Annotated in this window: 18 protein-coding genes; 11 read left to right on the forward strand and 7 right to left on the reverse strand. The window is 42.0% G+C overall.

The window, feature by feature from the left end; translation table 11 throughout:
• Positions 1-7: 7 nt before the first annotated feature.
• The 11 genes from rfbG to WCV85_03605 are packed head-to-tail and all read left to right on the forward strand — an operon-like array spanning position 8 to position 11066.
• Positions 8-1111: a CDP-glucose 4,6-dehydratase gene (rfbG, locus tag WCV85_03555; protein ID MFA6473929.1), complete on the forward strand. Its 1104-nt coding sequence runs from the start codon at positions 8-10 to the stop codon at positions 1109-1111.
• Entirely contained in the window at positions 1096-1668 is a 573-nt protein-coding gene (locus WCV85_03560; protein ID MFA6473930.1) for a dTDP-4-dehydrorhamnose 3,5-epimerase family protein, read from the forward strand. The genes rfbG and WCV85_03560 overlap by 16 nt, the downstream gene beginning before the upstream one ends.
• On the forward strand, positions 1665-2552 hold the full coding sequence (locus WCV85_03565) for an NAD(P)-dependent oxidoreductase (GenBank protein ID MFA6473931.1): 888 nt from the start codon (positions 1665-1667) through the stop codon (positions 2550-2552). The genes WCV85_03560 and WCV85_03565 overlap by 4 nt, the downstream gene beginning before the upstream one ends.
• Positions 2545-3939, forward strand: coding sequence for a DUF5672 family protein (locus WCV85_03570; GenBank protein ID MFA6473932.1), 1395 nt, complete (start codon positions 2545-2547; stop codon positions 3937-3939). Before WCV85_03565 ends, WCV85_03570 begins: the two co-directional genes overlap by 8 nt.
• An 8-nt stretch (positions 3940-3947) precedes the next feature.
• A complete protein-coding gene (locus WCV85_03575) occupies positions 3948-4760 on the forward strand; it encodes a hypothetical protein (protein ID MFA6473933.1) in 813 nt (270 codons plus the stop codon).
• A gap of 36 nt (positions 4761-4796) precedes the next feature.
• A complete protein-coding gene (locus WCV85_03580; GenBank protein MFA6473934.1) occupies positions 4797-6497 on the forward strand; it encodes a DUF3431 domain-containing protein in 1701 nt (566 codons plus the stop codon).
• A complete protein-coding gene (locus tag WCV85_03585; protein ID MFA6473935.1) occupies positions 6494-7420 on the forward strand; it encodes a hypothetical protein in 927 nt (308 codons plus the stop codon). The genes WCV85_03580 and WCV85_03585 overlap by 4 nt, the downstream gene beginning before the upstream one ends.
• Entirely contained in the window at positions 7417-8304 is an 888-nt protein-coding gene (locus WCV85_03590) for an alpha-1,2-fucosyltransferase (protein ID MFA6473936.1), read from the forward strand. Before WCV85_03585 ends, WCV85_03590 begins: the two co-directional genes overlap by 4 nt.
• 1 nt (position 8305) lies before the next feature.
• Entirely contained in the window at positions 8306-9250 is a 945-nt protein-coding gene (locus WCV85_03595) for a glycosyltransferase (protein MFA6473937.1), read from the forward strand.
• A complete protein-coding gene (locus tag WCV85_03600; GenBank protein MFA6473938.1) occupies positions 9247-10338 on the forward strand; it encodes a glycosyltransferase family 4 protein in 1092 nt (363 codons plus the stop codon). The genes WCV85_03595 and WCV85_03600 overlap by 4 nt, the downstream gene beginning before the upstream one ends.
• Positions 10335-11066: a class I SAM-dependent methyltransferase gene (locus tag WCV85_03605; protein ID MFA6473939.1), complete on the forward strand. Its 732-nt coding sequence runs from the start codon at positions 10335-10337 to the stop codon at positions 11064-11066. The genes WCV85_03600 and WCV85_03605 overlap by 4 nt, the downstream gene beginning before the upstream one ends.
• Before the next feature lie 66 nt (positions 11067-11132).
• Here the strand turns inward: WCV85_03605 and WCV85_03610 are convergent, their stop codons facing one another.
• From WCV85_03610 to WCV85_03640, 7 genes are all read right to left on the reverse strand, one after another.
• The gene (locus tag WCV85_03610; GenBank protein ID MFA6473940.1) at positions 11133-13385 is read right to left on the reverse strand and encodes a hypothetical protein; all 2253 of its coding nucleotides are present in this window, start codon (positions 13383-13385) and stop codon (positions 11133-11135) included.
• 20 nt (positions 13386-13405) lie between these two features.
• The gene (locus tag WCV85_03615; protein MFA6473941.1) at positions 13406-14398 is read right to left on the reverse strand and encodes an NAD-dependent epimerase/dehydratase family protein; all 993 of its coding nucleotides are present in this window, start codon (positions 14396-14398) and stop codon (positions 13406-13408) included.
• A gap of 41 nt (positions 14399-14439) precedes the next feature.
• A complete protein-coding gene (locus tag WCV85_03620; protein ID MFA6473942.1) occupies positions 14440-15615 on the reverse strand; it encodes a glycosyltransferase in 1176 nt (391 codons plus the stop codon).
• Positions 15612-16406, reverse strand: coding sequence for a glycosyltransferase family 2 protein (locus WCV85_03625; GenBank protein ID MFA6473943.1), 795 nt, complete (start codon positions 16404-16406; stop codon positions 15612-15614). The genes WCV85_03620 and WCV85_03625 overlap by 4 nt, the downstream gene beginning before the upstream one ends.
• 451 nt (positions 16407-16857) lie before the next feature.
• Entirely contained in the window at positions 16858-17526 is a 669-nt protein-coding gene (locus tag WCV85_03630; protein MFA6473944.1) for a glycosyltransferase family 2 protein, read from the reverse strand.
• Positions 17516-18523, reverse strand: coding sequence for a GDP-mannose 4,6-dehydratase (locus tag WCV85_03635; GenBank protein MFA6473945.1), 1008 nt, complete (start codon positions 18521-18523; stop codon positions 17516-17518). Before WCV85_03635 ends, WCV85_03630 begins: the two co-directional genes overlap by 11 nt.
• A 92-nt stretch (positions 18524-18615) precedes the next feature.
• On the reverse strand, positions 18616-19144 hold a 529-nt coding region (locus WCV85_03640), incomplete at its 5' end, for a UDP binding domain-containing protein (protein MFA6473946.1).

Below are 19144 nucleotides of genomic sequence, written 5' to 3' on the forward strand. Positions count from 1 at the left end.
GACCTCCATGGATAAACTCTTCGGTGGCATCTACAAGGGAAAGCGTGTCTTCATCACTGGCCACACGGGTTTCAAGGGGTCCTGGCTTGCTCTCTGGTTAACGAAACTCGGTGCACACGTTGTGGGCTACGCAAAAGATATCCCAACCCAACCGAGCCACTACCAACTTCTGCAGCTTCCACTGACTTCTATTTCAGGAGACATTCTAGATTTTTCACACCTTCATAAGGTAATGGAGGAGGAGCAGCCGAATATTGTTTTTCACTTAGCTGCACAGCCAATTGTACGAGCATCCTACGAGGATCCAGTACAAACTTTTGCAACGAATGTTCTGGGAACTGTGCATGTCTTAGAAGCATGCCGGAAGAACTCTTCAGTACAAGCAATAGTCAATGTGACGAGCGACAAGTGCTACCAAAATAATGAGTGGGACCGAGGCTATCGTGAAGATGATCCTATGGGTGGAGCTGATCCATATAGCGCTTCGAAAGGTTGCGCAGAAATTGCCGCGCAAGCATATCGACACTCTTTTTTTAATCCCACGAGAGTGACAAAAAATCACCAGATGCAGCTTCTTGCAGACGCGCGTGCTGGGAATGTTATTGGAGGTGGCGATTGGGCACAAGATCGCCTTCTCCCAGATCTCATGCGTGGTGCCAGTGTGGGCGCGACCACGATAATTCGCAATCCCCAGGCAACACGACCTTGGCAGCACGTCCTTGAGCCACTGAGTGGTTACCTACAACTTGGTTGGAAGCTTCTACAGGGAGCTACAGACTATGCGGGCAACTGGAATTTTGGACCAAACGATGATGCAGGGTTAACAGTCCAAGAAGTTATAACTCGGTCGCAAAAGTATTGGGATGCAGTACATTATACAATTGATGAAAATACACGCTACGTCCACGAAGCAAAACTTTTACAACTTGACGCATCAAAGGCGCGTACACAATTGCAGTGGAAAAGCCTGTGGGACAACGAAAAAACTTTTTCGAAAACAGTTGAGTGGTACAAAGACTACTATCAGAACGGACACGTCAATAGCAACCGAGACTTAGCGGAGTACGTCAGCGATGCACGCAAAGCAGATCTCCTATGGGCCAGAACATGAACATTTCGCCAACGACTATTCCTGGTGTGTACGTGATTGCTGCAAAACCTCTCCTGGATGAGCGGGGCGTTTTCGTCAAAGTGCTTCATGCTGAAACATTTTCCAAGGCAAATCTCCGAAGTGATTTTGTGGAAAGCTACTACTCTGTTTCGAAGAAAGGCGTTATACGCGGCATGCACTTCCAATCACCGCCCCATGCCCACGTAAAACTCGTCTATGTGTCCCGCGGAAAAATCATGGATGTCATCCTTGATATTCGCAAAGACTCACCCACCTACGGTCAGCACGTGGTTGTGGAACTTTCAGATGAGAACCGGAACATGGTCTACGCACCCATTGGCTGCGCTCATGGTTTCCTAGCGCTCGAGGACGATACCTGCGTCACGTACCTGCAAACGAGTGCATACGCACCAACATCTGATTCCGGCGTCCGAGCAGATAGTTTCGGCTGCGCGTGGGGTGTTGCAGAACCAATCCAATCACAGCGAGACAAGGCATTTCCTACTTTTGCAGAACTCAATACCCCGTTCACCTTTCAGAGCAACCAAAACGTATGAAAATCCTTATCACCGGCGGCACGGGGTTTATTGGAAAACACCTCATCCGACGCCTACAGTTGAACGGTCACAAAGTCTGTGCCGTCACCCGCCCTTCATCGGATACACACTTCTTCACCGAGCAGCACGTAGAGACATACACTTTCGATAAAAACATTGACGACTTCACTCGCTACTTCCAAACGCAGCACTTTGACGGCGTCGTACACCTTGCCTCGCTCTTCTTGGCACAACACAAATCTGCCGACATTCCTAACTTAGTGGATTCAAATGTGTTTTTTGCCACTGCACTCCTCGAGGCGGCAAGTAAAGGTGGCGTGGGATGGTTTATCAATACCGGCACATTCTGGCAGCACTACCAAGACAGTGAGTACGACCCAGTGAACCTCTACGCCGCAACGAAGCAGGCATTCCAAGACATTGCCAAGTACTACGCCGCAACGTCATCTATAAATTTTGTCACGCTGCAACTGAGTGATACGTTCGGCCCAGGCGACACGCGTCCAAAAATCTTTAATCTCTGGATGAAGCATGCGAAAACCCACGAACGCTTGGACATGTCCCCCGGCGATCAGTGCCTGGACATTAGCTACATCGACAACGTCATCGATGGCTACGTGCGTCTCACGGAACTTCTCACCCGTGACACAGAGCGAAAATCCAACGGTTGCGTATTTGCCTTGACGTCAGGCCGGTCACGTCCGCTCAAGGAGCTTGCGGACATCTTCCAGAAGGTCACTGGTGTTACCTTGAATATCCAATGGGGTGCACGTCCGTACCGGCCACGGGAAGTAATGGAAACTTGGAGTAAGGGCGTAACAATTCCTGGCTGGACACCGGCGGTGAGCCTGGAGGAAGGGATACAACGCACCTTCCATGAATAGTCAGCCTTACATTAGCGTTTGCATCCCCTGCTACGACATGGGTGGCGTGGGGCATGTATTCCTACGCGAAAGCTTTGAGAAACTCACAGTCCAAATGTATCGCGACTTTGAAGTAGTCATTTCAGACTACTCCAAAACGCCTTTCGTCAAACAGCTGTGTGAGGAGTACCGCTCGAAACTCTCCATCCAGTACTATGTGAATACAGACCCAACGGGTGGCATGGCTGCGAATGCAAACAATGCAATCCGGCATGCAAAAGGGAAAATTATTAAAATTGTCTTTCAGGATGATTTCCTCTTCAATGAGAAGTCTCTGCAAATTATTTCTGATAACTTCGATCTACAAACAGATACCTGGCTTGCAACGGGATGCGAACACACGTCTGATGGAAAATCCTTTTACCGTCCTCACTACCCGAAGTACAATCGAAATGTATTCAAAGGAAAGAACACAATAGGGGCACCTTCGGTCATTGCTATAAAGAATGACCATCCCCTATTCTTTGACCCCAAACTGAAGTGGCTGGTGGATTGCGATTTCTACAAACGCTATCATGACGCATTCGGCCCACCAAAACTCGTGAATGCAATTACTGTGGCAATACGTACAGGCGATCATCAAATTACCAATACCGAGGCAACGGAAAAGGTTCGCAAAGAAGAACTTGAATACGTTGTAAATAAATTTAAAAAATCTGCACAACAAATACTGCAACTTCCGGATGTCACACTGGTTGCCGTTTCGTCAATAAAAATTCCAGAAACAATTCGAGCACTTGAATACTCGATGCAGGGCATACAATTCGGCAGGGTGTTACTCATCTCCCACGAAAAACCGAAAAAATTACCACGAGGTATTGATTTTCAGCGATGTGAGAAAATTCAGAGTATCGATTCGTATAGCAGGTTTATGGCGTATGAGTTACGAAAGTATATTACTACCGAATACGCACTCGTAATCCAGTATGATGGATTTGTTGTAAGACCAAAAAAATGGGAGCCAAACTTCTTTAGGTATGATTACATCGCAGCGCCTTGGCCCAAAGATACGCACTATACATCTGATGGAAAAAATGTGCGGGTAGGAAATGGTGGGTTTTCACTCCGCAGCAAAAAGTTACTAAATGTGCTACACGACCTTCAGTTACCATTTACGGATAACGGTACAGGGTTTTTCAACGAAGATGGAATAATCTGCGTGTACTACCGAAAACAACTCGAGGAATACGGAATACAATTTGCACCAGTTGAGGTCGCCTCAAGATTTAGCAAGGAGACTAATTGTGAAGACTCAATACCACAACCCTTTGGCTTCCATAAGAACACCTCGGCAATTCCATTTGGGTACTTCCTTGGTTCTAAGGTAAAAAAGGCGCTCCACTTATAATACTCCATATGGTTACCTACGAAACACAATGCTACGAAAATGATTACGAATACATCCTAACCGGTGATCGTCTGGAAAGGGCAATAAAAAATTGTAATTACAATTTTGAAAAAAGAATTGTACTAGTAAATAAAGTTTTCAATAAGAGGAAGGTTGCCCAGCTGTGCGAAAAAAATATAGCGCGTGGTGTAATTGATGAATACCATTTTTCAAATGATTACATTAAGGAAGCCTTGAAATTTTTTAGCATTAAAGAATCCTCATTTAAGGGTGGGTTAAATTTTTCAAGGGCACAACTTGTTGGACTGTATCTTTGCAAAACGGAATATCTTTTGCATTTTACGACCGATTCGTACATAGAAAAAAATAACTCTTCTCAATGGATAAGCGAAGCAATCAAATTAATGGAGACTGAGAGTAAGTACGTTTGCGCGAATCCTTGCTGGAACGAAAAGTATGAGGGAGCAAAAGCTGAATCCCTTACTGAAATAAGGGACTGGTACATTGGTTACGGCTTCTCTGATAATTGCTATCTAGTACCAACGCATGTTTTTAAAAACAAGATATACAACGAATACAACCAGGCTTCTGATAGGTACCCAGGTTACGCCGGTGAATGCTTTGAAAAAAGGGTTGACAGCTATATGAGGAATCATGGTTTACTGCGCTTAACAAATAAACACATTTCCTTTACCACAAACAATTTCCCAAAAAAAACGAGTATTAAGATAATGAATTTTTTTGAAAAGCATAGTGTTAGGAAAATACGTAACGGGATCAAAGTGGTAAAGAGCATCTATAAAAAAAACGCGGAAGCATGACGCTTCAAGACTTCGAACTCGCTCACTCTACGAACAATGCTGGTCACTGAAATCTACAAAGGACAGGGTCTTGGGAACCAACTGTGGTGTTACGTCACTACCCGAGTCATCGCCAAGGACAAGGGATACACATTTGGAATACAACATCCAGAAAAATTTAAATGTTTGGATTTTTTGAATCTTGACTTTGGGAATGCAGTAATAGGGGGTTCGGGACCTGAAGGTGGTCCACCGCAGACTTTACCCGACGGTATTGAATATTACTACCAAGAAAGACGAATTTCCCATCCGTCTGATGGTTGTGATATCCGGCTTTACGATAAAAATCTAGTTGACGCTCCAGATAACACAAAAATTGACGGTTTAATGCAGGATGAACAGTACATAGCACACCGCCGTGATGAAATTAGGAATTGGTTGCGTGTGAAGAAAGAATTTGAATGTCTTGACTACTCTGATGAAAATATTTGCATCATTAATTTTCGTGGTGGTGAATACGTGCATGTAAAAGATGTTTTTCTGCCAAGAAGTTACTGGGATAATGCGGTATTGGAAATGAAAAAAATTAATTCAAACATGAAGTTTGTTGTAATTACCGATGATGTTTCAGCGGCAAAAAAGTTTTTTCCAAAGTTTAAGGTTTTTCATTTCAGTATTGGCAAAGACTATGCCATTATAAAAAATGCGAAGTACCTCATTCTTTCAAATTCCACATTTGCCTGGTTTCCAGCTTGGTTAAATGAAAATTTAAAATTTTGTATTGCTCCAAAATATTGGTCTCAATATAATTTATCAGACGGATATTGGAGTTGTGGTTATAACATTACGACAAACTGGCATTACCTTGATCGTGAAGGAGAAATTTTTTCTTACGATACATGCAAAAAAGAACATACAGAATTTCAGCGGAAACATTCCAACTACTATGCACAAGCAAAAATTAAAGAAAATTTTTTGGTTATCTCAAACTACTACAACGATCTCAGTTGGGTTCCAGAATACACAGACAATTATATTGTTTACGACCAGAGTAATTCAAAAATTTATCCACCAAAATTGGATAAATCGAAGGTTATTCAAAGCCCCCACCTTGGCCATAATATCCGTGACTACTGTACATATATAATTGAGCATTATGATGCACTACCAGACGTTACAATCTTAGCATCTGGAAATGTTTTTCCAAGGCATGTACCAAAAGAAATTTTTAATAAACTAGTGAATAACAAATATTTTACACCAATTGAAGATTTTCGAAAGCATAAAGTCTACTGGCCAATTTGTTTTTTTTCGTCAGATGGTGGCTTTTGCGAAATAAACAACAGCTGGTACTTGAACGAATCTCATCCAACGAAATACTTTCATTCGTATAATGATTTTATACAATTTTGTTTTGTGAACCCCGTTATTCCAAGATACGTTAGGTTTGCACCAGGAGCTAACTACATTCTCCCCAAGGCAAACATTCTTAAGCTTCCAAAAGTTTTTTACCAAAATTTGCGTCTATTTGTTTCCCATTGCAGTACGGCAATACCTGGGGAATCACACATTATCGAAAGGGCGTTGCACACCATATGGAATGCGCCTTACATAGTAAGCGAAGAAATGCTGGCCCCTTTAGACGAGACTTTCTTAGGAATAAAAAAAAATAAAATAACCAAGCCTTCACTGAAGAAGAAATTCATGAGAAAAGCCAGGGCGCTCACAGAAGCAGCACTAATATTACTAAACAAATGAAAATTCCATTTTTGAATGTAAAAAAAAACCGTTCTGAAATTACCGAATACCGCAAGCAGATTAAGCTCTACGATGTTTTTACTTTTTTTAACGAACTTGACCTTCTGGAAATTCGTTTGAATATTCTCTACCCATACGTTGACTACTTTGTCATTATTGAATCTACGGAAACCTTCTCAGGCCTACCCAAAAGGCTGTACTACGAAGAGAATAAGGAGCGTTATAAAAAGTTTCAGGATAAAATCCTCCACTACGTCATTGATGATGTTCCGGCAACTGAAGCTGCGTTCCGAGGGCGCCTACAAGAAACCTCTGGGGGTACACTAGAACAGGAAATTCTACAGCAGGCACTTACATCTGATAATGTCCCACCAGGACAACTACACTGGCTGAAAGAGTTTTACCAAAAAGAAAGCATTCGAAAGGCATTAGTACAACTTGCCGACAATGATATTTGCTACGTTTCAGATGTTGATGAAATATGGAATCCTGCGGCAGTTGTCGACATTCGAAAAGACGACATTTTCAAATTGAAACAACTCGTCTACGTATACTACTTCAATAATCGATCAAGTGAACCTTGGGCTGGCACCCTCGTGACGAAGTATAAGAATATCAAGCATGGTTGTCTCAATCACCTGCGAACGGCGAGCAAGACGAAGTATACTTACATAAAGAATGGTGGTTGGCACTTCACCAACCAAGGTGGGGCAGATCAAATCCGAAAAAAACTAGAATCCTACGGTCACCAAGAATTCAACAATCAGGAGATAAAATCACAAATCGAAAAACGGATGGAAAAGAACCAAGATTTCATCGGCCGAAAATTTACATTCTGGCTAGAAGATCGAGATTTACCGGCGTATCTTATTGAACACCAACAAAGCTACACAAAATTCTTTAAGCCAGCGACAAGAGTATGAAGGGTAACGTCATCGTCAAAATCCACGGTGGCTTAGGGAACCAGCTCTTCCAGTACGCACTGGGCCGCTGTATCCAGCTTACCCAGAATGTACCAGTTGCATTTGATGTATCCTGGTACACAAAAACATCAAACGAAATCAAACGAAAGTATGAGTTAGACAACTTCCAGACCCAAGTTACACCAGCAAACCCAGATGCAGTTAAGGTACTTGAACGATTCCAACGAAAACCTGGGCTCATTGGATACGTCAAGTCCCTTTTCACGGCTGACACGAAGAGGTATGCACAAGACTTCGGCTTCGCTTTCAACCCAAGTATCCTACAGCTTCAACCACCTGCCTACCTAGATGGGTACTGGCAATCGGAAAAATACTTCAGTGCCATAGCGGATACTATCCGGAAAGAGTTAACTTTACGAAATTCTGCAACTGGGAAGAATGCGGAGGCGCTACGTGCCATTCAGAACGTACCCACAATATCAATCCACGTACGTCGCGGCGACTATGTGGCCAGTAAGCAGACAAATGCTTTCCACGGAACTGCTTCGGTTGAGTACTACCAGACAGCAATCCGAAAGTTACAAAAAATTGAGCCAAATGCAACCATCTACGTCTTCAGCGACGACCAAGCGTGGGTGAAGGCAAACCTCAGCTTTGAACTCTCAACCGTATTTGTCGATTGGAATTCTAGTGACCAAGCACATGAAGATTTACGCCTAATGGCTGCTTGCCGACACAACGTAATAGCAAATTCAACCTTTAGCTGGTGGGGCGCGTGGCTTGGTACCCACCCTGAGAAACACGTCATTGCACCAAAGCGATGGTTTGCAAATAGGAACATTGATACCCGCGACATTATTCCAGATCACTGGGAGAAGCTCTAGTATGCCCAAGGTTTCCATTATTCTCCCGGTCTACAACGGTGAACCATACTTGCGGCAAGCGGTCCAGAGTATCCTGGACCAAACTTTTGCCGATTACGAATGCATTATCATTAATGATGGATCGACAGATAATTCATTAAAAACACTAGCAAGCTTTCAAGACCCTCGCCTACACATCGTAAGCCAAACAAATCAAGGATTACGAGCTGCGCTGAATGCCGGTATCGCTCTAGCCAAGGGTGAGTACATTGCCCGAATGGATCAAGACGATATTTCGCTTCCAAACCGCTTCACGAAACAAATTGATTTTTTCAATACACACCCGGAACATATCTTGGTAGGGACTACTTTCGCCTATATTAACAATGATAATCAAATAACGGGAGCGTTCCCTGCCCTGTTGGATGATGTGGATATAAAGCGTGAGCTTTATACAAAAACGCCATTTGGCCATGGCACAATTATGGTACGATCTTCAGCGCTCAAACAAGGAAGTTTCAAATATCGGCAAGAGGCTGTGCACGTCGAAGACTACGATCTTTGGATTCGCCTTGCTTCGGTTGGCAAATACGCTAACCTACCAGAAATCCTCTACCTTTGGCGCCATACCCCAGAGAACACAACAAGCAAGTACGCAGACATCCAGCGACACAACGCCGCTTCACTGACAGTAAATGCCTTAAAGAAGCAAGGTATGACAAAACTTGTTGGCTGGCCAGGCTGGCATAATTTCCGTAAATACCATAACTCTAGCCAGGAGGTTGGGAACAAACGGGTTGAAGTACGGCGTCATGATGCGCACTGCTCCCTCTATTTAGCTCTCGCCTGGCTGCTCTTCCAAAAGAAACGTTATGTGGCATCGTGTATGTCGTTTAGCTATGCTCTATGCATCAGCCCTACGTACGTGCTTCATACATTCATTCGTCGAATTGTACGTTCAATATGAAAATTGCGTTCGTCATGAACCGTGGCTATTCCCTCTTCCACCCTGAACATCCAGAGGCCTTTGGTGGCGCGCAAATCGACCAGTATCTCCTTGGCCAGGCGCTTTGCAAAAAGGGGTACCAAGTGTCATTCATTGTCCATGATTACGGACAGATTGAAAAGGAAAACATCAATGATTATCTGACGCTGTATAAAAGCTACCCGCCCAAAGGCTCGGGCTCATTGCTCGTGCAGTTTTTCCGTGCACTAAAGCGCCTCTACCGAACCCTTCGGCAGATCAATGCAGACGTGTACTTTATGGAGGGTGCAAACTTTGAACTCTGCATAGTCGCAATTTTTTGTTGGTTAAACCGAAAAATACTGTATTACCGCATTGCAAGTGATATAGAAGCTGACGGACGATACGTAAAAAATAATGTACTCCAGGGTTTTCTTTTTAAACTTGGTTTACGGCTGACAACAAAAATTATTGTCCAAACCGAATACCAACAACTCTGGCTAAAAAAACAGGGCTACCAAGCAACGATCATTCCAAATGCGTACCCTGTCCATAGTGACCAAGGAAATATGCATGGACCAATTCTCTGGGTTGGTCGATTAATCCGCATCAAACGTCCAGAAATACTTCTCGAGATTGCAAAACTATTACCGGATCGTCAATTTACACTCATTGGCCAAGCTGAAACGATTGACGGCAGCTATGCAATTGACATCATTGAAAAAATGGGGAAAATTAAAAATATCACCTACGTCCCAAGGGTTGCCTTCTCAAAAGTCGATACGTACTACCAAAAATCCAGTATGCTCATAAATACTTCAACGTACGAGGGTTTGCCTATGACATTTTTACAAGCCATGAGTTTTGGACTTCCAATTATTACTTTTGGCGTGAACCCAGATAATCTCCTTGAGAAAATACATGGTTCCTGCGTTACAACCGTAGCAGAAGGAATTCTGGCAATACGGAAGTATACTTCGCCAAAAAATTGGGAGCATGCCTCAACCCTTTCAAAGATTTATTTTAGCGACAATTTCTCCTTAGATACGGTAGTTGCAAAATATGAACAACTATTCAAAAAACAATTATGACAACGAAACTACTAAAAATATTAAAATCAAAACTATTTCGACCAGGGATTATTGGATTACTCATAAATCCATTCTACTTAGTCCGCATAAGCATTTACAAGGCGATTAAAAAAAATGCGCATGAGCTCCAGGGAATGACGCTCGATTTTGGATGCGGAGATAAGCCATATGAGCATCTATTTACGGTCCAAAAGTATGTAGGAATAGATGTGCAACAAGTTGGCCATGATCATGAAAGTGAACCTGTTGATGTATACTACGATGGAAAAGTGATTCCTTTTGGAAATGGGTACTTTGATAGTTGCTTCAGTTCACAAGTATTTGAACATATCTTTGAACTTGAAAATTCCCTAAAAGAAATTCATAGGGTCTTGAAACCCGATGGCACATGCCTCTTCATAGCACCTTTTGTTTGGGATGAACACGAAGTGCCTTTTGATTTTGGACGCTACTCTTCATTCGGTCTTGCCTATTTACTAGAAAAAAATGGCTTTCAAATACTGAAACAGGAAAAGGATTCACATTTTGCAGAAGTTCTGGCTCAACTCCTCTGTTTGTACATCTACAACATTTTGGATACAAAAAATCGATACCTTAATACACTATTGTGTACTATCTTCATTTTCCCTTTTACAGTACTTGGGTTAATAATAAAATACCTTGCACCTCGCAACTCCAAGCTGTATTTTAATAATGTCTTTGTAGTAAAAAAAGTGCTACCATCGTAACTGGTGGGAAAATCTTGTACGCAACATTCTTTTACTAAAATAAACCCTTCAACCTAGAAGGTTGTACTACCTTAGTGTTTCCAATGCAACCAGCTGAATGCTGGCAGAGTTTGCATTTGCATCTTCTATTTGGATCTGTAGGGTTCGACCACTACGCTGCAAATAATCCCGTAAAAGGTAGGAGCCATGAAATTGTATGTTCTCACTGTTCTCACCAATAATGACCGCATCACCAGAAAGATTTGTACCCTGAACAAGTAGATTAATACGCCTGTCCTGCTTTGGGCTTGCAATAGTAATAACTACCGTTCCTTTGCTTGGAACACGAAGTGCTCGACCAATTTCCTGAAATTGATAATACAAACGACTATTACAGTACGGACAGACAACTGAATAATCGCCGGTAATAGAAATGGTGTTACTTTTTGACGGATCGGATAAATTAACGGTTTGAATAGTATTGGATACTACGGGTCCGCTACTAATCTTATAGAGACGTGCTTTTCCGGACTGATGCACTAAGCTAAGACACGGGTTATACGGCCAAAGTTCGTACTGCGCGGGAATAAATAAATACTGGAAATTTTCTTTTTGTAAATATTGCGGACACGAAAGAGTATTGTTCGTCAATAAGTTTACCACTTCTTGATGAGTGTTTTTGGGGTCAGCACTATTCATTACACTAAAAGCCAAGTACAAAGTCTTTCTTTCTGAAACTGTGGCCCAGGCATTGTATAAGCCACCAGGATTAGCAATGCCCACATCTTTTGGTAAATTTTGCCTTGCCCAATTGGCTACACGCACATCATCGAGGGTATAGAACAAGCCAAACCCATCGCTCTTCCCATACCGAGATACTGCCCAGGTGGGAGTTACAAAAACTTTATCGAAGAAACGTGAACTTGCGACATAGACGGAAGCAATGAGCATCACCGCAATGAAAGACACTTTCATTGCCCGACGTGGTATCAACTGCAGTAGAGAAAATAGAAAAACCGCCCCAAGGAGAATAAAAGAAGTAGTGTAGCCGTAATAGAAAATCATTTGCCGAAAAACTCCAATATCTACGTTTGTTGGCAACAATGTTAATACGTAATCAAATATTGCAAGACCGCTAGAATAGAGAATAAAAGGATACCAACCCCTCATTCTCTTTAGAAGAACAAAAATAATTCCAAGAACTGAAAATAGTAATATGAACGGGCCATACCAGGGTTGCATCACGCCTGTTCGAATGTACAAATAGTGAAAGGTAAGTAACGCTATAATGCTAATGAAGGATAGGGTCCAAATATTTGATAATAGTACTTTAAGCTTTTCAGTTAAGAAGTGTATTACCGTTTCTACCACCACACACGCCAAGCATGCAACAATAATTTGAAACGTAAACCCAGGAACACCCGACATTCTAACGAGGACGGGTACGGCAATGAGGACGCTGAGTGGGAAAACAAATATGAGTGACCAATGCGGACGTCTTGCATAGAATATACGCAATAGCCATAGCACTGGAAGAAGTATGAATAGCGAAATGAAGTGGAAATACAATATGGAAATGTAAAAAATTAACTGCGCAAAGAAATTAAAAACTTTACTTTTTTCCTTAACAGTTATTGTAAATGCGACCCCAAAAGTGACAAGAAACACACCAAACAAGTGCGACAAAGATCCGTTAAGGTGATTATTGAATAGACTTGCGTCGATTATGACAGCGAGTGTGCCGAATATTCCGGCGAGCGTGTAGCCAGATATACGTTTAATAATGTAGTAAACGAGTAACGAAATATTAAGTAAGAAAAAAATCTGCAATCCTAAAAGTATAGCGGGTGTAAAAAGTGATGAAATTTCTTCCACCAGTATGGTCAACAGATGCATCCCAAGCGGATAGGTAATTTGAAAATCTCCAACTAATTTTATATGGCTAATGTACGCAACGTGCACAGCGGGGTCGATCCCTCCTGGCACCGAATATTTACTTGCCTGTACAAATAATCCAAAAGCAAAAATAACGAATAGTAACACTCCGATGAAAGCATAAACTGTTGGCTTTCTAAAAGGAAATGACTTCTTAAATACTGGAAACAACAAAACAACCCCAAAACCTGACAGGAGCATTGTGACTCGAAGTAATATAACTAGCTGAAAGTTCCCAAAAAAGTATAGTATTGGTGTCACTACCCCACCAAAAACAATCAAACCAATTGCAGGCAAACAGTAGTACGGTACTTTTTGCGACACCCATTTAAGAGGAACGCCAAGGAAAAAAGTAATACACGTCAGTGCCAAAGTTGCTTGCACAATGCTCCAGTCTATTTGCATGTAATTACTTTAATTCTAATCTACCAATAATGAGATCGATGCTCCCGATAGTAGCTGACTGTTTGTTCAATCCCATTTCGTAATTTCGTACTAGGTTCCCAATCTGTATCCTTCTTTATACTCTCAATGTCTGCATAGAAATCGCCAGTTTCAAAATTATCATAGTTTTTTGGCCAAGGAATATCCTGAATATCTCCCCCACCCACCACCTCTACAACTGTTCTTGCCATATCAATAAATCGAGTTTTCTCACCTGAACCAACATTATAGACCTTCCCATCAGTTTCACCTTGAACGGTCGAGCGTACAAGACCATCAACGAGATCATCAATGTAAATATAATCTCTGAATTGTCGCCCTCCACCAAAAACATTGATGGTCTGATTATCCAGTGCCAGACGAATGAACCAGTTAATAATACTATATCCCGAACTCTTCATCTGGCTGCGCGGACCATAGGGATTAGTAATGCGGAAGCACGTTGATCGAATACCATAGTGTTTAAAAAATGCCTGGTAGTACTGCTCAGCGGTATTCTTATGGATTGCGTAAATACTCAATGGTTCACGCGGATGGTCTTCAGCCACCGGCAAATGTAGTATTTTCCCGTACTGCAATCGTGAACCAGGGTAGGCAATTTTTGCCTTTTGGTTATAATTTCGGCACGCCATTAGGACATTAATATGGCCTATGCAATTAATCTGATTATCGAGTATTGGCTTCTCAATACTCACGTTATGGTTCACCTGTGCAGCAAAGTTGAAAATGAAATCTTGTCCTTTCACAATTGTGTCGACAAAGGTGCTCTCCCGAACATCCCCAATCTCTAAGGAATACTTTTGATGAAGGTCGGCAAGGTTGTAATCATTTGCACCATAATCTGGTGCTCTATTATCCGCAATAGTAACCTGTGCACCAGATTGAATACAATACCGTGCGGTGGTACTACCAATCAATCCAAGACCACCAATAATTAACACGCGTTTGTTACGAAGATCGGGAAAATCGCTCATAAGGAAGTTTGCTTTACTATCCAGTTACTTTGCTGAAGAGACTAGATACACTGTTTGTAAATCGAAATATACTGATCAACGATTATTCGTAGATTAAACTGACGTTTAATCAATTCATGACACTTTATCCTCATGTCCATCTGAAGCTTTTCATCTGAAAAAAACCTTTGGATTGCACTCGCCGTAGCCTGGGGGGTATTATCTTCAAGAACAATCCCTGCGCCATAACGTCCTACTTCGGGCATGTTACAACCTGGACTGATGATGACGGGTAACCCGGCCGCACAAGCATCCATGATTGCCAGCGGCTTTCCTTCGGATTTAGAATTGAGCACAAACAAATCAGCATTAGACAAATACTCAACAAGTTTATCACGAAATAGCGGCTCCAAAATAATGAGTTTTTCTCTAATACCCAACTCAGCCGCCAAGGTCGTTAATCTCGGCAGCATCCCTTCATCACGACCAATGAGTATAAATTTATATGGAAAACCTTTCAAGAGAGCAAGCGCACGAATGGTAATATCAAGCCCTTTAATGGCTTGAAAACGTCCAAAGTAAATAATGACCTTTTCGTTTGCTTGCAAACCCTGTCTGGCACGAAAACTCTCGCTGTGGTGAGGTTTGGAGATTTGCTCTTCGGATACAGCGTTTGGAACTACGAACAATTTCTGTTCTGGTTGTTTTACCTGGCGACTGAATAAAACTGATTTCTCATGCTCATTGGACGTGATAATCGCCTTAGCCGAAGAAAGAATGTATGGATAAAATTTCAAAAAAAGAAATTTAATAAATCTTGGCCCCGCATTCATCCGAATTTTATCAAGTGAAGCATGGGGTTGCACAACAAAAGGAATTTGACTTTCCATTGCCTTCCGGGCAACATGAACGTTTAACCAATTAAAAACGTCATGGCAATGGATTATGTCGTAGCGCTTGATGTTCCTACTTAACCAAGACTTAAGACTAAAAGGAAAGTAAAAATTGAAATGAAAAGCTAAATAGTTACTAACATTCTTAAAATAAATAACTTCTACACCATGGATGAGGTCGTTTCGTTTTTCATTTCTTTTACCTCTGCTCAAAACATCCGTGGTAATGACTGTAACCTGATGACCACGCGACACTAGTTCCTTTGAAAGGTCATGCACCACTTTTACAGGGCCACCAAAAGACCAGGCCGGGGCAAAATATGGTGTGACTAACAAAATTCTCATCGGCGTCCAAGTAGGGTTAAAAACCTATACACCAACAAGGTAAGCTTACCGTGGAATAGATTAAAGAAGAGAATGAAACGATTGTTGGTATGTCTACCCGCAACCAAATACATTTCATGAAATTGCTGTTTTGTCCTGTTTACACTCTTCGAACTGCTATGAATGCGGAAACAAGAGAGATAGTCATCAATTATCCCTGGCGGCCCAAAGACGCTTAGGCGCAACCAATAATCGTAGTCCATAACTAAATGTTCGGATACCGAATATAGACCAATTCTTTGCATCACGTCAGCTCGCCAGAATGTTGACATTTGACTAATATAATCAGTAACCAACAAAGTCCAATGACGATAATGATGCAACAGAAAATTCTTATACATGGTAATGGGCTTGTTTATTTCTACCCCTTTTTCGTTCACAATGCGACAAAGGCCAGTAACCCACTGATTATCCGGGTGAGTCTGAAAAAAATTCGCCACACGGTTTAGTGAACCTGGCAGTAATAAATCATCAGAGTTTAAATATCCAATTATTTCACCCGTTGCCCTTCGTAAACCCTTATTTATTGCATCTGACTGCCCTGCATCTTTTTCTGATACCCACTGAATACGGTTTCCAAACTCCTTCAATACTTGTAGGGTTTGGTCTGTAGAACCACCATCAATAACAATGAGTTCAAGTTGCGAGTAATTTTGATCTAGTACACTACGGATTGTCGCAGCAATAAAACTCCCTTGATTGTACGAGGGAATGACAATTGAAATTTTAGGTAAATGACTAGCAGTCAACATAAAATACTAAGTGGTTAAACACGCAAAATTAAAAACGAAAACATTTGCACGACTTGTGCGTGGCAGGCAAATGATCATGCTATTTCTTTGATGCTCACATACATATTTGCAACTTACTGAGTCTCATCGTTGCCTACTTTTTCCAGAGCTTCAGCCCGTACAAATTTCTCTATTCGATTTTCAAGTCGATGTACCGTAATGTAATTATGAAAAATAACAACTAAGAGGATGAAAATTGCAACAATCTCAAATAAATCGAGTGCTCGACTAATCCCTAAGCCTTCAAGAAAAACATTGACTATTGATGGGAATATAGTAACGAGAATAAGACCAACCCAGAGAATGGCCCAGGGAAGAAACTCTCGCAGCCCTAGTACATGCTTTCTATAACTAAGGTATGTATAGTACAACAAAAGAATTGCTATGAAAATTCCAAAAATTTGAATCAGAATCATAAGGTAAATCGCCAAATAAGAATGTTGAGAAGTAATCTAATACCATCGACGATTGAAACCCCTTTGTACACATCATGGTAGATTGTGGGGATAGGAACTTCACAATACCTGAGTTTGTGTTGGGCTGCACGTAACGCCATTTCAACATCAACAGAATAGTTCTGCCGCTGCCATTGAATCAATGGGTAAATATCTGCTCGGAATGCTCGAAACCCGCACCACACATCACTAACGAGCATCCCAAAGAGAAAACGTACGGAAAAGTTCAGCCATTGATTACCAAAACGTCGGTAGCCTGGCATTTCATGGTCATGCTTCCGGTACGCAAAAACAATATCGTACGCTCCACCATGAATTTTCTCTACAAGCTCAGGAATTTTTTCCGGCGGGTGCTGCCCATCAGCATCCATCAGTACAATCGTTTTTGCGCCTCTAAGAATGGCCGCTTGAACTCCAGTTTGCAATGCCGCTCCTTTTCCAAGATTAATACGATGGCGGACTACTATTGCTCCAATCTGTCGAGCTTCTTCACTGGTGCTATCTTTGGACCCATCATCAGCAACAATTACCTCATCAACGTAAGTTCGTACTTTCCTTACAACATCTGCAATTCTCGCTCCCTCATTGTATGCCGGAAGAACTACGACGACTTTCCTATTGTTCATTTTTGAAGTGGGTAATAACGTTTTGCAGGGTTTGGGTTAAAGATGTGTGAGGCTGCCAACGAATGTACTTACGCACCTTCGATATATTTGGTTTGCGTCGCATCATATCTTCGAAACCTCCATCGTATGCTTTCTCATAAGGAATTCGAGTTATTAAGGACTTACTCTTCGTTAATGTCTTCACCTTTTTCGCTAAGCCTTCAATAGTTATTTCCTCTCCGGTCCCAAGATTAAAAAGCTCACCAACTGCTCGTGGGCTAGCCATAAGTTTTGCCATCGCTTCCACCACATCCTGGACATAGCAGAAACACCGCGATTGTTTGCCGCTTCCGTAAATTGTAATGTTCTTGTTGCTCAAAGCCCGCTGCACAAAATTGGGGACCACCATACCGTACTGTCCAGTTTGACGAGGTCCAACGACATTAAAAAAGCGTGCGATGACTACTGGTAATCCTCGCTCCCTGTAATACGAGAAGGCCATAAACTCATCAATGGCCTTCGAAGCTGCATACCCCCAACGGGAAATATGTGTAGGCCCCTGCAGACGATCGTCTGTCTCTTTAAAACTCCCACGCTGACCGTTCTTCCCATATACCTCCGAAGTTGAAACAATAAAAACTTTTCGCTTCTTTTTATTTGCAGCCGCTAGGACATTCTCCGTTCCCTGGATATTCACCTGTAATGATCGCATTGGGTGATCAATGATTGTTCGGACGCCAACTGCCGCTGCTAAATGGTAGACATCATCAACAAGGTCAACATACTTACCAACTACTTTAGTATTTAGCACTGAATCAATCTCATAGTGAAAATGTGGGTTCTTCTCAAGATGTGCAATATTTTCGAATTTTCCTGTAGATAGATCATCCAACACATACACATCCTGACCGAGGCGCAACAGGTGATCGGCTAGATGGCTTCCAATAAAGCCCGCACCCCCGGTTATCAAACTTCGATGAGTTCGGGCAATAGCTACCTTAGGTATATTCTTTTTCATCTGGTCAACAGATAATGAGTGAATAAATTAACTAAAAATTCACGTTTCAGCGCACTCGTATTCTACCTTGCTTCCTTGGGTTCCGCAAATACTCATCTCCCAACCCCCTTGTACAAAATTTTGGCGGCGAGTATACCCTCTTTGTCCAGCGCATTCTTCCCATCAATAACAATCCGTACTTTCTTCCGCTGCAAAAAATTTGGGGTAAGTTTTTCCAGAAAGACCTTGTGGTTCGTTGCCAGAATAACTGCATCTACATTTTTCAGAAGACTATCCAAATCCTTTTCCGTAGACTGTTCCACAAAGTAAGGATCGTACACATGGACTTTCGCCCCAAACTGCTTCAACAATTCAATGACTTTTAGTGAAGGACTCTCACGAATGTCTCCAACGTTTGCCTTGTAGGACAAGCCAAGTACGCCAACATGTGTATCTTTCACTGATTTCCCAATTTCATTCAGAACATCTCGAAGCTTGCCAACAGTGTATCCTGGCATACTGTTATTAATTTCCCGTGCCAGCTTCAAAAACTTGTGGTCAAACCCAGCTTTCCGCGCTCGCTCAATGAGGTAGTATGGATCAACCGCAATGCAATGCCCACCAACACCAACTGATGGGTAG

The organism is Patescibacteria group bacterium (assembly GCA_041665345.1).
Taxonomy (GTDB): Bacteria; Patescibacteriota; Patescibacteriia; order PEXW01; family PEXW01; genus JBAYJA01.